Annotated in this window: 14 protein-coding genes and 1 riboswitch; of the genes, 8 read left to right on the forward strand and 6 right to left on the reverse strand. The window is 71.6% G+C overall.

Annotated elements, in window-relative coordinates; genetic code table 11:
• Positions 1-102 precede the first annotated feature (102 nt).
• The 3 genes from FB473_RS11340 to FB473_RS11350 form a co-directional block, all read right to left on the reverse strand.
• Positions 103-690, reverse strand: a complete 588-nt coding sequence (locus FB473_RS11340) for a histidine phosphatase family protein (protein ID WP_167167634.1) — start codon at positions 688-690, stop codon at positions 103-105.
• A gap of 37 nt (positions 691-727) precedes the next feature.
• Positions 728-1,450, reverse strand: a complete 723-nt coding sequence (locus tag FB473_RS11345) for a FadR/GntR family transcriptional regulator (RefSeq protein WP_167167637.1) — start codon at positions 1,448-1,450, stop codon at positions 728-730.
• Positions 1,451-1,599: 149 nt separating this feature from the next.
• On the reverse strand, positions 1,600-3,000 hold the full coding sequence (locus FB473_RS11350) for a glucose-6-phosphate dehydrogenase (RefSeq protein ID WP_167167640.1): 1,401 nt from the start codon (positions 2,998-3,000) through the stop codon (positions 1,600-1,602).
• A gap of 72 nt (positions 3,001-3,072) precedes the next feature.
• Positions 3,073-3,138, forward strand: a riboswitch (cobalamin riboswitch).
• Between the two features lie 78 nt (positions 3,139-3,216).
• On the opposite strand from FB473_RS11350, the gene cobT reads away from it, so the two are divergent.
• The 6 genes from cobT to FB473_RS11375 all read left to right on the forward strand — a co-directional run bounded on the left by cobT (position 3,217) and on the right by FB473_RS11375 (position 10,589).
• On the forward strand, positions 3,217-4,293 hold the full coding sequence (gene cobT / locus FB473_RS11355) for a nicotinate-nucleotide--dimethylbenzimidazole phosphoribosyltransferase (protein WP_243863543.1): 1,077 nt from the start codon (positions 3,217-3,219) through the stop codon (positions 4,291-4,293).
• Entirely contained in the window at positions 4,293-4,841 is a 549-nt protein-coding gene (gene cobU / locus FB473_RS18025; protein ID WP_243863544.1) for a bifunctional adenosylcobinamide kinase/adenosylcobinamide-phosphate guanylyltransferase, read from the forward strand. Before cobT ends, cobU begins: the two co-directional genes overlap by 1 nt.
• On the forward strand, positions 4,838-5,671 hold the full coding sequence (locus FB473_RS11360; protein ID WP_208390531.1) for an adenosylcobinamide-GDP ribazoletransferase: 834 nt from the start codon (positions 4,838-4,840) through the stop codon (positions 5,669-5,671). The genes cobU and FB473_RS11360 overlap by 4 nt, the downstream gene beginning before the upstream one ends.
• Positions 5,672-5,737: 66 nt before the next feature.
• A complete protein-coding gene (locus FB473_RS11365; protein WP_167167643.1) occupies positions 5,738-8,932 on the forward strand; it encodes a GH92 family glycosyl hydrolase in 3,195 nt (1,064 codons plus the stop codon).
• A gap of 167 nt (positions 8,933-9,099) precedes the next feature.
• On the forward strand, positions 9,100-9,540 hold the full coding sequence (locus FB473_RS11370) for a methylglyoxal synthase (RefSeq protein ID WP_167167646.1): 441 nt from the start codon (positions 9,100-9,102) through the stop codon (positions 9,538-9,540).
• A gap of 77 nt (positions 9,541-9,617) precedes the next feature.
• Complete coding sequence (locus FB473_RS11375) at positions 9,618-10,589, forward strand: sucrase ferredoxin (protein ID WP_167167649.1); 972 nt, start codon at positions 9,618-9,620, stop codon at positions 10,587-10,589.
• A 19-nt stretch (positions 10,590-10,608) separates the two neighbouring features.
• Here the strand turns inward: FB473_RS11375 and dprE2 are convergent, their stop codons facing one another.
• Both dprE2 and FB473_RS11385 read right to left on the reverse strand, forming a co-directional pair.
• Positions 10,609-11,340 carry a decaprenylphospho-beta-D-erythro-pentofuranosid-2-ulose 2-reductase gene (dprE2, locus tag FB473_RS11380; protein ID WP_341770105.1) on the reverse strand — a complete coding sequence of 244 codons (732 nt, stop codon included), beginning with the start codon at positions 11,338-11,340 and terminating at the stop codon, positions 10,609-10,611.
• 35 nt (positions 11,341-11,375) lie between these two features.
• Complete coding sequence (locus tag FB473_RS11385) at positions 11,376-14,342, reverse strand: bifunctional [glutamine synthetase] adenylyltransferase/[glutamine synthetase]-adenylyl-L-tyrosine phosphorylase (protein WP_167167655.1); 2,967 nt, start codon at positions 14,340-14,342, stop codon at positions 11,376-11,378.
• 161 nt (positions 14,343-14,503) lie between these two features.
• Here FB473_RS11385 and FB473_RS11390 point away from each other — a divergent pair, with 161 nt between their 5' ends.
• On the forward strand, positions 14,504-15,244 hold the full coding sequence (locus FB473_RS11390; RefSeq protein ID WP_167167658.1) for a sterol carrier family protein: 741 nt from the start codon (positions 14,504-14,506) through the stop codon (positions 15,242-15,244).
• Between the two features lie 76 nt (positions 15,245-15,320).
• Here the strand turns inward: FB473_RS11390 and glnA are convergent, their stop codons facing one another.
• Complete coding sequence (glnA, locus tag FB473_RS11395; RefSeq protein ID WP_167167661.1) at positions 15,321-16,652, reverse strand: type I glutamate--ammonia ligase; 1,332 nt, start codon at positions 16,650-16,652, stop codon at positions 15,321-15,323.
• A 131-nt stretch (positions 16,653-16,783) separates the two neighbouring features.
• On the opposite strand from glnA, the gene FB473_RS11400 reads away from it, so the two are divergent.
• Positions 16,784-17,680, forward strand: a complete 897-nt coding sequence (locus FB473_RS11400) for a DUF2510 domain-containing protein (protein WP_167167664.1) — start codon at positions 16,784-16,786, stop codon at positions 17,678-17,680.
• The last annotated feature ends 106 nt before the right edge of the window (positions 17,681-17,786 follow it).

The raw sequence follows: 17,786 nt of genomic DNA on the forward strand, positions 1-17,786 counted from the left end.
GCCCGGGACGAAGCCAGCCCCTCGTCCCGGGCGAGTCACGTCCGGGCACAACCGATCTTCGCCGCCCAGACGGGTCGTCACGGCTCTGCCAGGCCGAGGAAATCACTCCGGCCCGACGCCGCCGTCCCACGCCAGCTCCCTGACCTCGCCGTGCGCCAGCCCCGCCGACGACCAGTCGACCTCACGATGACCGCGTCCGTCCACGACAGCCCGCAGGACGCGAAGGCAGTCCCCGTGTCCCACCAGCACGACCACCGGCGAGAGGCCGCCCGGCCGGGAAGCCAGATGGGCGAGAAAGCGCCGCAAGCGCGCGTGCACGGTGGCGATGGACTCCCCGCCGCCCCAGGCGACCTCGCTGATGTCGAGCCCGCCGGGCACCGGAAGCGCACGCAGCCGGGACGTCGGCTGCCCTTCGAGGTCACCGAGACCCTGCTCACGCAACAAAGGTGTCACCTCGGGTGTCAGCCCCAGCCGTTCCGCGATCGGAGCAGCGGTCTGCCGCGCCCTCAGCGCGTCCGAGCTGAACAGGAGCGCGCTCTGTTCCCCGACCGACTCGGCCACGCGCTCGGCGGCCCCGGCGGCCTGGGATCGTCCCCGATCGGTCAACGGCACCCCGAGCGACCAGCCGGGGACGAGATGGTCGCGATTCGCGGTAGATTCCCCGTGCCGGACGAGCAGCAGCCTGGTCATCCCGGCCGCCCCTCACCAGCGAAGCGACCCCACCGGGTCACCGGGCTCCCGCGGTGAGCGTCTCCGCCCCGGCGTCGGCGAGCAGCTCGTGTCTCAGCTCGGCCAGCATCCGCGCCGACGCGTCGAAGGCCGCGTCGCTGTCGCCAGCATCGACCGATCGCGACACCTCCAGGTGCGCCGCGATCGAGGACGGGTAGGCATGACTGGGCATCATCCCGAACTCGGTGCGGGCCGACAGCGCGGCCGCCAGGGTCTCTCCGAGCGCGGCGAAGAACTCGTTGCGGCTGGCCTCCAGCAGAAGTTGATGGAAGCGGATGTCGGCGTCGAGGTACTCGCGAACCGTCGACGCGTCCGCCAGGCGGGCGAGCGTGCGCGCCGTGGCCCCCAACTCGGCCTTCTGCTCCGGCGTCGCGTTCAGCGCGGCCGAGGCCGCGGCCATGGGCTCGATCCCCAGCCGCAGTTCGGTGAGGGCCCGCACCTGTTCCTGGCGCCCCGGGCCGGCCATGCGCCACCGGATGACGCGGGGGTCCAGCACGCTCCACGACGACGCGGGCAGCACGACGATGCCCACCTTGCGTCGCGACTCGACCACACCGAACGACTCGAGCACCCGCATCACGTCACGCGCCACGGTCCGGGAGACACCGAACTCCTCCTGCACCTGGGCCAGGGACAGCGAACTCCCCGGCGGCACCTGGCCGAAGACGATGCGCTTGGCCAGTGACTCCACGATCGCCTCGTGGAGTGTCGGTGCTCCCATGAATCCTCCTCGATTCGCGAAGCCAAGCACAGGCCGCCGGTCTTGTTCCGAGCCCTCGGCGAGTGGGCGACGCATGCATGAGTCTAGGTTCTTCAGCCTAGTTCACCGTCGAATTGGTAATATCTTTTCCCACTCCTTGGGCCATGACCTCATGCCGGGACGTCGTCCCATCCCCGCGGCCCCGCGCTGCCCGCCGGATACTCCTCCAGCGGGACGCCACCGTCACCGAACCCGGCGAGGATCGGCTCGACCAACCGCCAGCACCGGACGGCAGCCTCGGTGGACACGGACAGCGTACGGTCACCGTCGAGGACCGCCTTCAGCACCCTGCCGTAGATGGCCGCCTCCGAGGCGGTCACCACGGCGTGTTCGTCGGGCCCGCCCGGCGATGACGGGGTGCCGATCCCTCCCGTCAGCCTCACGCGTACCGGCGTCCGTGGCTCCGCGGGGTCGGCCGTCACGAGGTCGAGTTCCAGGGCCCCGGTCAGCATGTCGATGCGCAGCACGTCGCCCGGCGTCGCGCGCCCGTCGGCGTCCGCGAGCATTCCGGGCGCCCGGAACCGGATCTCGACATAGCGCCGGTCCGCGTCCAGCCCCTTGCCCGACCTCAGGACGAGCGGCACCCCGCGCCAGCGGGGCAGGTCGGAGCGCATCACCACCTGGGCGAGCGTCTCGGTCTCCCGCGAGGCGACGACGCCGGGCTCGTCGGCATAGGCACGCGCGGGTTCCCCGCCGATCGTCCCGCTCGTCCAGCGTGCCCTGCGCAGGGCACGGGGATCGTCCCAGACGCTCAGCGAATCCAGGGCCTCGCGCACGGCGCGTTCCTGACCGCCCTCACCTGCCGCGGGCTCCATGATCACCGCCGCCAGCACCTGCAGCAGGTGCGACTGGATCATGTCGCGCACCGCGCCGGTCGCGTCGTAGAACTCCCCGCGTCCGGCCAGCCCGAGCGCCTCGTCCCACAGCACCGTCACCCGCTCGATGTGCTCGGCGTCCCACACCGCGGCCAGCACCCGGTTGCCGAACCGCAGCACGGGCGAGGCGAGGACGACGGGTGTCGCCAGGAAGTGGTCGACGCGGAACACGTTCGCCTCGCCCACGAGGCCGATCGCCAGCTCGTTCAGTGTGACCGCAGCGGCCGCCCCGCGTCCGAACGGCTTCTCGAACACCAGTCGTGTGCCCGCGGGAACCCCGATCCGCGACAGGGCCTCGCAGGCGGCGTGCGCCTGCACCGGCCCGAGCGCGAGATAGATCGTCGCCGGTTCCCCGGCGGCTTCCAGGATCTGCCGCCAGCCGTCGGGACGCGCGACGTCGGCCGCCACCCATGCCGCGGATGCCTGTGTCGCCACCACGGCCGGCCCGTCCTGGGCCGCGAACGCGGTGGCGACGATCTGTCCCCACCCGGGATCCCGACGCCTGGATGCGCCCACCAGACGCACGCGCCGATCGGGTTCGGTGGCCAACAGGTGGCCGAGCGCCGGAAGGAGGAAGCGACGGCTCAGGTCGCCGCCCGCCCCGACGATCACGAGTGTGGATTCCTGCCCTGGCATGCCCCAACAGTAGTGCCCGGGGTCGGCCGACCGGCCCCCAACCCACGTGCCATGATGGTCGGGCGACAGCGAGGAATCCGGTCGAACTCCGGAGCGGTCCCGCCACTGTGGTTGCGTCCCCACGCACGAGCCAGGAACATCGTTCGCCGCAGCCGTACGCCCGTTCGGGCCGGCTCCACTCGACGCGGGCGCGCGACCCGCAGAAGGGGCGTCATCATGACCCTTGCCGCAACCTCACTCCTGTCCACCACCCTCCATGCCGTCCGGCCCGTCGACGAGCAGGTTCGCATCGCCGCGCAGCAGCGGCAGGCGCAACTGACCAAGCCCGAGGGCTCGCTCGGCCTCCTGGAGGCGATCGGGAACCAACTGGCCGCCATCCACGGCGCGGTGCCCGCCCCCGTGCCCTCCCACGGCGTGCTGGGGGTCTTCGCGGCCGACCACGGCGTCTACGATCAGGGCATCACCCCGTGGCCGCAGGAGGTCACCGTGCAGATGCTGGTGAACATCTGTTACGGCGGAGCGTCGGTCAACGCGCTGGCGCCCGAGACCGGCACGCAGGTGTGGCCGATCGACGTCGGTGTGGCCGCTCCCGTTCCGGATGCCCCGGGGTTGCGTCGCATGCGGGTACGCAGCGGGTCCGACGACTTCACCCGTGGCCCCGCGATGAGCCGGGACGAGGCCCGCACCGGCCTGGAGGCGGGCATCTCCGTGGCCCAGGAGGCCGTCGCGGGAGGGGCCGACATCCTGCTCACCGGCGAGGTGGGGCTGGGCAACACGACGGTCGCGGCCGCGGTGATCGCGGCGATGACCGGCTCCGACCCCGCCGCCACCACGGGCCGCGGGGCGGGCGCCGACGAGGCCATGCTGGCACGCAAGGTGGACGCCGTGCACCGCGCCATCGCGGTCAACCGTCCCGATCCCGCCGATCCCCTCGGAGTGCTGTCCCAGGTCGGCGGGCTGGACATCGCGGGCATGGCCGGGCTGATGATCGGCGGGGCGGCCGCGGGGGTCCCGGTCGTCCTCGACGGGGTGATCAGCTGCGCGGCGGCGCTCATCGCCGTCGGCCTGGCGCCCGAGGTCCGGGGCTACCTGTTCGCCGGCCACAACGGCAGGGAGCCGGGCATCCGCGTCGCGCTCGACGCTCTCGGGCTGCCCGCACTCGTCGACCTAGGCCTGCGGCTCGGCGAGGGCAGCGGCGCGCTGGTCGCGCTCCCCATCGTCCGCAGCGGTGCTCGTATCCTCAAGGACATGGCTACTTTCGCCGAGGCCGGGGTCTCCGGCAAGAGCGCATGATGCCGCACGACAGCCTGACCGGGCGCGTGCTCGTCCTCGGCGGCGCCCGCTCGGGCAAGTCGACCCACGCCGAGGGGCTGCTCGCGGGTCCCGGCCCGGTCGACTACCTGGCCACCTCACAGCGCGTCCCCGGGGACGCCGAATGGGACGCCCGGATCGCGAAGCATCGCGCCCGCAGACCGGCGCACTGGACGACGATCGAGACCATCGACGTGGCCTCCGAGCTCGTGCGGCACACCGATCGTCCATTGCTGGTCGACTGCCTCACCGTGTGGCTCACCCGGCAGATGGACGAGGCCGGGGTCTGGGACGGCGGGCCCGGCACCGACGAACGGCTGGCCGCCGCAACCGACGAACTCGTCGCCGCCTTCACGGCGGCGCGGCGACCGGTCGTCGCGGTGAGCAACGAGGTCGGCCAGGGTATCGTCCCCTCCGCCCCGTCGGTGCGACGCTTCCGCGACGAGATGGGCGTCCTCAACATGCGGGTCGCCGCCGCCGTCGACGAGGTCTGGTTCTGTGTCGCGGGCCTCCCCCAGAGGCTGAAGTGAGCGATCCGGAGGCCCGACCGCGCGGTGACGATCGGCGGATTCCCGGTCTGGTGCTCGCCGCGGGCCTGTTCAGCGTCGTCCCCGTCCCACCCGCCGTCATCGGACGCGACGATGCGCGCCGCGCCATCGGATGGTTCCCGGTGCTCGGTGCTCTGGTGGGGCTGGTCTCCGGAACGGCCGGTGCGCTCGTCCGGCTGGTGGCCGACGCCCCGCTCCTGGCTGCGGCGATCGTGCTCGTCGTCGCCCAGGCGCTGGTGGGGGCGATGCATCTCGACGGCCTGGCGGACGCCTTCGACGGGCTGGCGGCGCTGGGCAGCCGCAAGCAGGGACGCGACACCACCAACGCCCTCGACATCATGCGTAAGCCCGACATCGGTGCGATGGGGGTGGCCGCCATCGTCCTGGTGCTGTCGACCCAGCTGGCCGCACTCGCCGCCATGCCGGACGCCGGCGACCTCGTCGCGACGGCCGTCGTCGCCGCTGCCACCGGCCGGCTCGCCATCTCGTTCGCCACTCGCCCGTCGGTGCCCTCGGCGCGGCCGGGTGGCTTCGGGGCCCTGTTCCAGGGGGTCACGCCCGTGAGTGCCTGCGTCGTGTCCCTCGTGGTCGTTCTCGGCCTGTCCGCCGGGCTCGGCTGGTGGTCCGCCGGGGTGCCCGGGGCCGTCGGTCTCCCCATGGCGGTGCTCGTGGCGATCGGCGTCGCGGTCGGGTGGACGCGCCGCCTGGTGACCAGGCTCGGTGGGCTCACGGGCGACATGATGGGAGCCCTCGTCGAGGTGACGACGGCCGTGGTCCTCGTGGGAGGCGCGCTCGCGCTTCGAGCCGGGTAGGCTCCCAGACGGGTCCGGCATCCAGGGCCGGGCCCCGGAGTGATCCCGAGATCGCGGGAGGCGCACATGCCTGGTACGGCCGGTCCGAGGCTCACGCCGGACGCGGGCCCGGATCACGCGCCGAGCGGGACGCCGCACACCGGGCTGTGGCCCGGGCAGGTGTGGCGCTACGAGTTGGGCGCACAGCCCGGAACCCTGCCGGTCGTCCCCTCCTTCGTGGTCGATCCGGCCGTGACGGTCCAGCTGGCGATCTTCCCGGAGCTGGGTCCCGGCTTCGATGCCTGCCGTGCGGGAGTGGTCGGGCTGCCCCGGGAGCAGTCCGGTGACCGGATGATCGTCGTCCGCGATCAGCACCGCCACGATCTGGTGCCGGGGCGCCTCGGCTGCCTGGTCGCCGACCAGTGGAACCTGCTGGCACTCGACCTGACCGCGTCGGCCGGACGCACCCTCGACCGCATCGATCTGGCGTTGCCCGCAGGGACGGGACGCGGGTGGCTCCAGGCCAGGCGCGTGCCCGACCGGGGCGAGCCGGACGACGTCGTGGGCCGGGTGGACATGCGCCGGGGAGCCAACAGCGGGTTCGCGTTCAGCCGCGGCAGCACCTTCCCGGCGGTCTGTCTGCCGGGCGGCTTCGTCCTGTGTACCCCGGTGACCGACGCCCGCACCGACGCGTGGCTGTATCGCTGGTCCCACGGCGGTCCCGAGCCACGGCTGCAGGGCTTCTCGCTCGCCCACGAGCCCAGCCCGTGGATGCGCGACCGCAGTGCCTGCCAGGTGATGCCCTGGTTCGGCATGCCGCGGGCCGATCCGCGCGACCGGGCCCTGGCGTTCGACCACGACGTCGAGGCCGCCCGGCCCGACCGCTACCAGGTGCTGCTGCGCGACCCCGCACCCACGGGACAGGTGGCCAACCGCGTCCTCGCCACACTGGTGCCCACCACACACGGTGCCGTGATGTCGTTCGCCTTCGACGGACCGTTGCGCATGCGCGGCGTGCTGCTCGACCAACCGGGGGACGCCGACCTCGACCTGGATCCCCTGCCCGACGGGCGAGTGGCGATCCGCTGGTGGCTACGCTCCCCCGACGGTCACCTGTCCGGGCCAGGGGCTCCGACCTCGCCTGTCCCCGGGGCCTGGGTGTACGGCGAGACGATGCAGCCCGCCGCGATCTGGCCCGACGACAGACCTGGGCCGTTACGCAGGCTGTTCCGTCGTCCGGCCCACGATTCCGGACGGCCCCGGGCGCTGTGGCTGCGGGACGGCCTGCAACTGGAGATCCGGCTCGCCCAGAGCCATATCGGGATCGCCCAGGCGAAGCACACGTTCGAGCTGGAACTGGCGGGCAGGAGCCAGGGCGAGGTGACAGCGGCGGCCCACCAGGCGTGGGAGCACCTGCTCGGGCGATTGGAGATCACCGGCGGCACCCGGGAGCAGCGCACCGCCGCATGGTCGGGCCTGGCCCGCGTGCTCATGTGGCCCAGCGCCCACCACGAGAACGCCGGATCATCGGACCACCCGCGATGGGTGTACGCGAGCCCGTACCACCGGCGGCTCCGCCCCGACGACGCCGAACTGGGCGGGCTGCCCACCGGCGAGGGCCGCCTGATGGTCAACAACGGCTACTGGGACACCTACCGCACCGCCTGGCCCCTCTACCACCTGCTCGCGCCCGAGCTCGCGTCCGGGCTGCTCGACGGCATCACACAGGCCTACCGGGACTCGGGCTGGATGAGCCGCTGGGCGGCCCCCGGCCACCAGGACTGCATGGTGGGGACCAGTTCGGACGCCGTCGGGGCCGATGCCGCCGCCCACCGCCTCGCCTTCGACGAGCAGTCGTTCCTCGACTCGGCGCTGCGCGACTGCCTGGTGCCGAGCGAGGACCCCCGCACAGGACGCAAGGGGCTCGCCCGCGGCCGGTTCGCCGGCTGGATCGACCGCGACACGCCGGAGGGGTTCAGCTGGTCGATCGAGAACGCCAACTGCGACGCCGCCGTCGCGCTGTGGACGGCGCGCCTGTCGGCGGGAGGCGGCGCCCGGGCCACCGAGTACTCGGCGTGTGCCGCCTACCTCGCGAACCGCGCGCTGGCCTGGCGGTGTCTGTGGGATCCCGCGACCGGTTTCCTGCGCGGCCGCGACGCGTCCGGCGGCTTCGGGGAACACTTCGACCCGCTCGACTGGGGCGGCGACTACGCCGAGACCGACGCCTGGGGCATGGCCTTCTCTGTCGTGTGGGACGGCGCGGGGCTCGCCGACGCCCTCGGCGGGCCGGACGCACTCGCGGCGCGGCTCGACGAGGCGCGGGCCACCCCCGAGAACGCCGACCACCCGGGAGCCTACGGCGGCATCATCCACGAGATGGCCGAGGCCAGGGCGTTGCGGCTGGGCCAGTTCGGGGTCTCCAACCAGCCGGCCCACCACACACCGTTCATGTACCTGCACGCGGGACGCCCGGACGCGACGCAGGCGCTCGTCCGCGAGCTGTGCGATCGGGTCTTCGTCGGCAGCGAGATCGGCCAGGGCTATCCCGGGGACGAGGACAACGGCGAGATGTCCGCCTGGCAGCTGTTCTGTCTGATGGGCCTGTATCCGCTCCAGGTGGGCTCGGGACAGTTCGTCCTCACGACACCGACCTTCGACGAGGTGGCCTGGCGGCGCCCCGACGGCACCAGGCTGTGCGTCCGGGCCCACGGCGACGGCGACTACATCGCCTCGGTGAGCCTCGACGGCCGGCCATGGGACGAGGTGTGGATCGATGTCGCCACCCTGCATCGTGACTGCACGATCGAGGTGGAGCGGAGCACGATCCCGACCGGCTGGGGCCGGTCGTCACGGCCGCTGTCGCTCAGCCGGCTCGCCGGCCGGCCCGCCGGGGGCCGGTTCCCCCCGCTTCCACCCGATTCCCCCGGCCGGGCCTGGCAGCCTGACCGCAGCGGGTCCGCCCACCTCGTGGGTGGGCCGGCGTCGCTGGTGGACGACACCGGCGCCACGGCATGGACGCTGACCGCCGGCGCCGTGATCGAACTGGCATGGGACGAACCCTTCGTCCCGCTGTGCGCCACCGTGACGTTCGCGGCGGTCCCCGGCGGCGACGCATGGCACCTGGACGTGCACGGTCCGTCCGGCTGGGCTCGGGCAGCGGATCCGGTGATGCCCCGCTGGCCCGGGCAGACCACACCCCAGGCACTGCCCGAGCGTCAGATCGATCGTGTTCGCCTCGTGGGCGACGTCGACCTCGACCTCCTGCAGCTCGAGGTGTTCTGACAGCTGCGCGCAGACGCCCGTCCGTGCCCCGATGGCGGCGTGATCGTCTGATCGTGAGCACGCGCCCGGCCGTCCCGGCATCCGATTCGCCTCCCGGGGTGTCGGGGTCCGGTCCGGGTCGCGCCGCTAGACTGTGTGATACCCCCAGTCGGAGAAGGGACGTGCACATGTCCGGTATCTCGCACAGGATCGCCCTGGTGGCGCACGACAACAAGAAGGCCGAACTCCTCAGTTGGGCGAGCTTCAACCGGGGCACGCTCAGTGATCACACGTTGTACGCGACGGGTACGACCGGCACCATGCTCGAGTACGAGCTCGGCCTGCACGTCACCCGCCTGCTGTCGGGCCCTGTCGGTGGCGACCAGCAGATCGGCGCGATGATCGCCGAGGGCAGGCTCGACATGCTGATCTTCTTCTGGGATCCCCTGGAGCCCCAGCCGCACGACCCCGACGTGAAGGCCCTGCTCCGCATCGGAGCGGTCTGGAACGTGCCCATGGCCTGCAACACGGCCACTGCCGATCTGCTGATCTCCTCCCCGCTGCTCCGCGAGGAATGGACGAACCGTCCGCAGATCACCCCGCGTGACTGGGAGCCGGCCGGCAGCTGACGCGGAACCGGTCGTCCGGGAACGGGCCTGGTGGCGCGCCGCCACGTAGGCTGGGCGCCACGGACGAAGGAGGCGCGGTGAGCCTGGACGCAGCAGGGGTTCCTCCATGGGGCCCCGCGCGCTGTTCCTTGGCATCGCGCGCCGCGGGCGAGCCCGCGATCGGTACCGCCGCCGTGGCACGTGGCTTCCTCGTGCTGGAGCAAGCTGGCTCCTGGGGACGCGCCGCAGCTGTCGAATCGCAACTCGATCCCCTGCTGGGCAAGGCCCTCGACACGGTGTTGTCCGCTGTGGGAGGCAGGTTCGCGCTCCTGCGGATTCCCGGGGAGTCGACCGGCTCGGCGACCGGCCGGCCTCGCATCGCACTGGTCGCCGGCGGGCTGACCACCCCGACTCCCTGGCTCCTGCGCGGAACCGTGTCAGACCCCGGGGAACTGGCCGTCCTGCCGTGGGAGGCGCTGGACGATGCCACCCCCGGCAGGCTCCGGGTGGACGCACCCTGGCTGTTTCCCACCGAGGAACCCGTGATGCTCGTCTGCACGAACGGGCGTCGCGACCGATGCTGCGCGATCGCCGGACGCGGCGTCGCCGCCGAGGCGAGCGGGGACCGGCCCGGCCAGGTCTACGAGACCACCCACACCGGAGGTCACCGGTTCGCGCCGACCGGCGTCCTGCTGCCCTTCGGCCAAGGGTTCGCCCGCCTCGACGCGTCCCTCGTGGAGGCAGCCCTGGACGCGGCACGTTCCGGGCGGCTGGCACCGGAGCTGATGGACGAGACTCACAACCGCGGTTGCAGCGCACTGCCGAAACCGGCGCAGGCGGCGTTGGCGACCGTGCAGTCACGGTTCGGCGTCCCCGCCCTCACCGGCTGGGAGGTCGAGGCGACCAGGGAGGACGACGGCTGGACGGTGAGGCTGCGGCTCGGAGACGACACCTGGCATACCCGCGTGACCGAGTCCGTCGACCGGTCGGCGTCGCGTCCCGTCTCGTGCGGCGGGCCACCCGAGCCCGTGACCAGCTGGCAGGTCGAGCTCGTGTCCGCGGACACCTGAGTCGGCCCGGCGGCCCGGTTCAGAAGGCGAGCCGCTTCGCCACGGACGCGGGCAGGTGCCGGTAGACACCCATGATCGGGCCGAACAGTGCCGGCACCCGGATCATCCGCCGGCCCCGCCGCATCGCCGCCACGGTGGCGCGGGCCACCCGCTCCGGCGTCGTCGACAGCGGGACGCGGCGTCCGGCCGTCATGCGTCCCCGCACCGCACCGGGCCGCACGACCAGCACCCGCACACCCGAGCCCTCCAGCAGCACCCCCAGCTGCAGGTAGAACCCGTCCATGCCCGCCTTCGACGAGCCGTAGACGGGGTTCGAACGCCGCACCCGTTCCCCGGCCACCGAGCTCAGTGCCACCACCTGCCCGTGTCCCTGAGCGCGCATCGCCTGACCGAGCAGCACCCCCACGCTCAGAGCCCCCGTGTAGTTGGTCTGGGCCACGCGCACGGCCTCGGCGTGGTCACGCCAGGTGCCGGCGTCCCCCAGCAGCCCGAACGCCACGATCACGATGTCGACCGGGCGCGTGAACACCTGCGCGATCACCTGGGGATGGGACGCCGGTTCGGCCGCGTCGAAGTCGATCCACTCGACGCCGCGAGCACCGGCGCGCCGCACGGCGAGTTCGGCATCGGCCCGATGGGGTGAGGACGCCCGGCCGGCGAGCACCACATCCGCCGCGCCGTCCCGCAGACACTCGGCCACGATCGCCAGCCCGATCTCGCTCGCCCCGCCGAGCAGCAGGATCCGCCTCACCCCTGATCCCCCGTTCCGTTCGGGCACGCGCCTCGTCATCTGCTCCCCCAGAACAGCCGGTCGACCACCTGGCCGGCATGCCGGGCCGCCTTCGCCCAGTCGTCCTGCAGCGACGAGGCGTGGGCGGGCTCGTAGCCGAGGAGCATCGCGACCGACGCCGTCTCCCGCGTGTCGGAGGGCAGTTGATCGGACGCCCGGCCCCGCACCAGCATCGTCTTGTTGCGCAGCTGGCTTGCCAGCCGCCAGGCGCATCGCAGGGCATCGGCGTCGTCGGCACCGATGAGGCCCTCGTCCTGGGCCGCGGCCAGGGCGACCATGGTGCCGGTGCATCGCAGCGCGGGCACGGTGCCCGCCATGCGCAACTGCAGCAACTGCACCGTCCACTCGACGTCGCTCAGCCCACCGCGACCGAGCTTGAGGTTCCGGCGCGTCCTCTCGGGCCCCATCCGCTCGTGCTCCATGCGCCCCTTGAGCCGCCGTATCTCGGCCACCTGCGCCGCCGAGACACCGCCGGGCGGATAGCGGCGGAAGGCGAGCCGGTCGAGCAGACCGGTGACCAGTTCCTCGTCCCCCGCCCCGAAGGACGCACGCAACAGCGCCTGCGACTCCCAGGTGTCGCTCCACGAGCGGTAGTAGGCGACATGGCTCCCGAGCGTGCGGACGAGGGGCCCGCTGCGTCCCTCGGGACGCAGGTCGGCATCGATCCACAGCGGCGGCTCGGGCCCGGCCGCCCCCAGCGTGTCACGGACGCGGGCCAGCACACGCTCGGCGACCTGGATGCCCTCCGGGCCGGCGTCGTCCGGCACGACGAACATCGCATCGGCGTCCGAGGCGTAGCTCATCTCGGCCCCACCCCAGCGCCCCATGGCAACCACGCCGATGCCGGGCACATGCACCCCGGCTGCCTCCTCGGTGCCCCGGGCGACGGCAAGCGCGGCGTCGATGGTCGCCCCGGCCAGGTCGGACAGGCCTCGTCCGAGGCTGTCAAGGTCGATCGTGCCCAGGACGTCGCCCGCGGCCAGCCGGAACAGTTCGCGCCGCCGCAGTTCCCTGATGGCGGTGACGGCACGGCCCGGGTCGTCCTCGTGGCGCTCGACGACATTGGCCATCGACTCCGCGAGGTCCGCACGGGTGCGGGGCACCAGCTCGTCGTCGCGTCCCAGCATCTGCACCACCGACGGGTCGCGCCGCAACAGGTCACCGATGTAGCGGGACGCCGACAGTATGCGCGCGAGCCGCTCGGCCATCCATCCCTCGTCCCGGAGCGCCCGGATGTACCAGGTGGTCGACCCCATCTCGTCCGACAACCGGCGGAACGACAGCAGCCCCAGGTCGGGGTTGGGGCCTTCGCTCAGCCATTGCAGCATCGCGGGCATGAGCTGGCGCTGGATCTCTGCGGTACGCGACAGCCCCGACCCGAGAGCACCGATGTGGCGCAGCGCCGCGCCGGGATCGCTGAAGCCCAGGGCACGCAGCCGGTCCGCGGCCGCATCGGGCGACATGCGCAACTCGTCGCTGGTCAGCCGACTGACCGCTTCGAGCAGCGGGGAGTAGAAGACGCGCTGCTGCAGCCGCTGCACCTCGCGGGTCACCCGGCGCCAGGCGTCCCAGAGCTCACTGCCGCTGTCCTGACCGACCTGGCGCGCGAGCCGGTCGAGATCCCCTGGATCGTCGGGCATCAGATGGGTCCGGCGCAGGCGGAAGAGTTGCTCACGATGCTCCAGCACGCGTTCGAACCGGTAGGCCTCGCCCAACCGTGCCCCGTCCGCCCGCCCGATGTAGCCGTGGGCCACGAGTGCGTCGAGCGCCGGCAACGTGGTCGGTATCCGCAGCCGCTCGTCGACGCGGCCGTGCACGAGCTGCAGCAGCTGGACGCTGAACTCCACATCGCGCAGGCCGCCCGCCCCCAGCTTGATCTCCCGGTCGCGTTCCTTGGCGGGGATCAGCGACACGACCCTCTGGCGCATCGCCTGTGTGTCGGACATGAAGTTGGGCTGACCACCCACCTGCCACACCAGCGGGGAGACCATGTCGCAGAACGCCTGGCCCAGTTCCTGGTCCCCGGCCATCGGCCGGGCCTTCAGCATCGCCTGGAACTCCCAGTTCTTCGCCCATTTCTCGTAGTAGGAACGATGACTGGCGAGGGTGCGGACGAGGGGGCCGTGCTTGCCGTCGGGACGAAGGGCCGCGTCCACCTGCCAGATCGTCCCCGCCGTGGTGTGTGCCGAGCAGACCCGGGCCGAGGCCGCCGCGACCTTCTCGGCGACGTGCAGCGCCGCCTCCACGGTGACGTCGGGGGACGCGGGCTCGGCCACGTAGAGCACATCGACGTCCGACAGGTAGTTGAGCTCGCGGGCCCCGCACTTGCCCAGCGCGACGATCGCCAGCCGCGCGGTGGCCGCGCCGGGCACCTGCCCGCGAGCGATGGCCAGCGCATAACCCATGACCGCGTCGGCCAGCTCGGTGAGTTCTCCGGCGACCCGGTCGACGACGGACGCGGGCTGCGGGTGGCTCAGGTCGCGGGCGGCGATGCGCAGCAACTCACGTCTGTTCGCCCGACGCAGCAGATCGGCGGCCTCCGGATCGTCCAGCACCAGGCCGTCAGGCCCGTCGGGAACCCCCAGCACCGCTCCGACCCGGTGGGCGACGTCGCGGCCCTGCCCGTCGATCTGCTCGTCCGACAGCACGCGCAGGTCGTCGGGGTGCACCCGCGCGTATTCGTTCAGCGCCCGGCTGCCGCCCAGCACGGCGACGACGCGGCCGAGCCAGCCACGCGAGGCGAACACCTCGGCCATCAACGCGGGAGCCGATTCGTGGATGGTGGCGAGGCCCTGCAGTGCGAGATCCGGATCGGCAGCATCGGCCACCAGCGCGAGCCAGTCGCGACCGGGGCCCGACGGGTGGTACTCCTGAACGAAATCGACGAGTCCGGCGGCCCGGACGACATCGGTGAAACCCCTTCTGGCAAGGTCGCCGACCGGGGTACTGGTGCGGTCACTCATCGCGTCCTCCTCGCCGCTGGCACCCTGCACCGGGTGCGACACAGACTACCCCGGCTAAGATGCGCCCAGGGATGACGTGAGTTGTGCGCGAGTTCCCGCGACATTAACCCCACGGTTACCCTGTGACAAGAGCCGATGCATAGCCTCAAGGAGTGACAGTCTTGGCAGCCAGGGCAAACCAGTCCTTGCGCCGGGCATGCGCGGCCTTTCTCCGGCAGGTGACGTCCCTGGCCACCGATGCGAGCCCCATCGCCCGCGACGGTCTCGGCTGCCTGCTGTTCCTCACCACCGACACCCTCCAGACGCTGGGATCGGCCACTCGTGGCACGCCCGGCACTCTCGGGGATCATCTCCGCCAGCGCGAACTCGCCGCCGAGGCCGTCGCTGAGCGGATCGAGGGTTTCATGGGCTCGGACGACACGATCACGCTCCGGCGTCAGCTCGACCCGCTGGTCAGCGAACTCGCCACGGCGTTCGTCCAGACGGAACTCCCGAACACCGTGGCCACACCGCTCGGTGCGGTGCGGCTCATCGACTACGTGCGTGCCAACACGCTGTTCGCGGTCGACCTCGCCATCGACGCCGGCAGTGTCCCCGACCCGGACGCGCTGGCGTCCGCTGTGCGCGCGCTGGCGACGGTGCTGGCCGAACGCTACCCGGGGCAGACGATCGAGGTCCGCGTCCCACCGTTCGCCGCCGTCCAGGTCGGCGCCTTCGGCGACGGCCCCACCCACACGCGCGGCACCCCGCCCAACGTCGTCGAGATGGATCCGTCCACGTTCTTCGCCCTCGCGATCGGTCGTCTGACCTGGCCGGACGCCAGGAGCCAGGCGCGACTCACGAGTTCGGGGGCGCACGCCGACGAGGCGGCACGCATGTTCCCGATCTACGCGATGCACTGATCACTCCTCGGGGCCCGCGTCCGGGGCCCTCGGCCCTCGCGGGCCCGAGCCGGGACGCGGATCGCCGCCCGGGCCCTCAGAGCCGGGGAAGCAGGGTCTCGAGTTCCTGGGGCGTCACCTGACGGCGGTACTCGTCGAACTCCGCCCGCTTGTTGCGCAGGAAGTAGTCGAAGACGTGTTCGCCGAGGGTCTCGGCGACCAGTTCGCTCTCCTCCATCACCGCGATCGCGTTCTCCAGGTTGCGCGGAAGGGTATCGATGCCCATGGACGACCGCTCCCGATCGGTGAGCGACCACACGTCGTCCTCGGCCTCGGGGGGAAGCGGCATCTCCTTGTCGATGCCGTCGAGTCCGGCGTTCAGCAGCAGCGCGTAGGCGAGGTAGGGGTTGCAGGCCGAGTCGATGGCCCGGTACTCCACACGCGCCGAACTGGCCTTGTCGGGCTTGAACAGCGGGACGCGGACGAGCGCGGACCGGTTGTTGCGTCCCCAGCAGACGTAACTGGGCGCCTCGCCGCCCCAGGCGAGGCGCTTGTACGAGTTGACCCACTGGTTGGTCACGGCGGTGATCTCGTGGGAGTGCGCGAGCAGGCCGGCGATGAAGTGCTTGCCGATCTTCGACAGGCGCACCTCGTCCGTGGCGTCGTAGAACGCGTTCTGGTCGCCCTCGAAGAGGCTGACGTGGGTGTGCATGCCCGACCCCGGATGCTCCGTGAACGGCTTGGGCAGGAAGGAAGCCCGGATGCCCTGCCCGACCGCGACCTCCTTCAGCACGACCTTGAAGGTCATGATGTTGTCGGCCATGCTCAGCGCGTCCGCGTACCTCAGGTCGATCTCGTGCTGGCCGGGAGCACCCTCGTGGTGGCTGAACTCCACGGAGATGCCCATCTGCTCCAGCATCGTGATGGCGTCGCGGCGGAAGTCGGTGCCCTCGTCCAGGGTCGTGTGGTCGAAGTAGCCGCCGGAGTCGAGCGGCTCGGGCGCGTTCCACGGCGCATCGGCGCGCAGCAGGAAGAACTCGATCTCGGGATGGGTGTAGAAGGTGAAGCCCTTGTCGGCCGCCTTCTTGAGTGCCCGCTTCAGCACGTGCCGGGGATCGGCCATGGCCGGGGAGCCATCGGGCATCGTGATGTCGCAGAACATGCGTGCGGTGCCGGCCTTCGTCCGCCAGGGCAGCAACTGGAAGGTCGTGGGATCGGGATGGGCGATCATGTCGGCCTCGTACACCCGCGCGTAGCCCTCGATGGCCGAACCGTCGAAGCCGATGCCCTCGCTGAACGCGCCCTCGAGCTCCGCGGGGGCGATCGCGACCGATTTCAGGAAACCGAGCACATCGGTGAACCACAGGCGGATGAACTTGACGTTGCGGTCCTCGACGGCCCGCAGGACGAACTCGGTCTGACGATCCATGGTTCCAGTGTGCCAGTTGGTGACGACTGACACACCGTCCGATCACCGCATGATGCCATCCGAACCGCCGATCGCCCACACAATGACCATGCCGTTCGATCGGGCACCCGCGTCCACGTAGACTCCGATTCATGTCGATGCCCGGATGGTACCCAGACCCAGCAGGCGTTGCGGGCCGCTACCGCTACTGGGACGGCACCTCGTGGTCGAACGAGACGACGACCACTCCCGGTCAGTCGGTTCCGAGCGGCCCGACCGGTCCCGGTGGGCCCGCTCGTCCCGGTAATCGGGGTGGTGGCGGACGACGCAACTGGACCTGGCTCATCGTGGCCGTCGTCGGCGTCGCCGTCATCGCTGTGGTGATCTGGCTGCTCACCGGGGGAGGCGGGGGCGGGTTCACACCCGTCCCGGAGGACACGAACTCGTCGACCCCCACCGTCAGCGGGTGGGACGAGACGTCCACCCCGACACCGCCGCCCACCACGCAGGCCAGCCTGACGGCCTGCCCCACCACGGCCGTCAGCAACGAGACGAAACAGTCCGACGACGGCCGGTTGCACGGCGGCGGCATCTCCGTGCAGGAGATCGACGGCTGGGTCAACGACGACATGTACCTGCAGTGGGTCTCCGACTTTCACACCCAGGTCGACCAGGTGCGAACCGGCTGGATCAGCAACATCGGCGTCGGGCAGTTGAACGCGGAGGACGGTTTCACCGACCCCCAGACCTCCGCCCAGCAGTCGATGGAGTGCTACGCGTCGTCCGGCTACTACCTGAACTTCACCAACCGGATCGACCTGGTGAGCGAGTCCACGACCGTCAGCGGATACCCCGCCTGGCACATGCGCTCCGAGGTGCACGTCAGCAGCATCGACATGCCCGAGATCGACGGCGACGTCGTCGACATCTACGTCGTCGACCTGGGCGATCCCGAACGGATGGGCATCTTCGTCTCCAGCGTCACGATCGGCGACACCACCCGCCAGGCGCTGGTGGACGAGTCGATCTCGACGCTGTCGGTCGGCTGAGACCGGCCCCGAACGCCCGTTGAGCCCGCCCGAACGCCCGTTGAGCCCGTCGAAACGACGACCACGTTGAGCCCGTCGAAACGACAACCAGACCCCCAAACGATCG

The sequence above is a fragment of the Brooklawnia cerclae genome (assembly GCF_011758645.1).
GTDB classification, from domain to species: domain Bacteria; phylum Actinomycetota; class Actinomycetes; order Propionibacteriales; family Propionibacteriaceae; genus Brooklawnia; species Brooklawnia cerclae.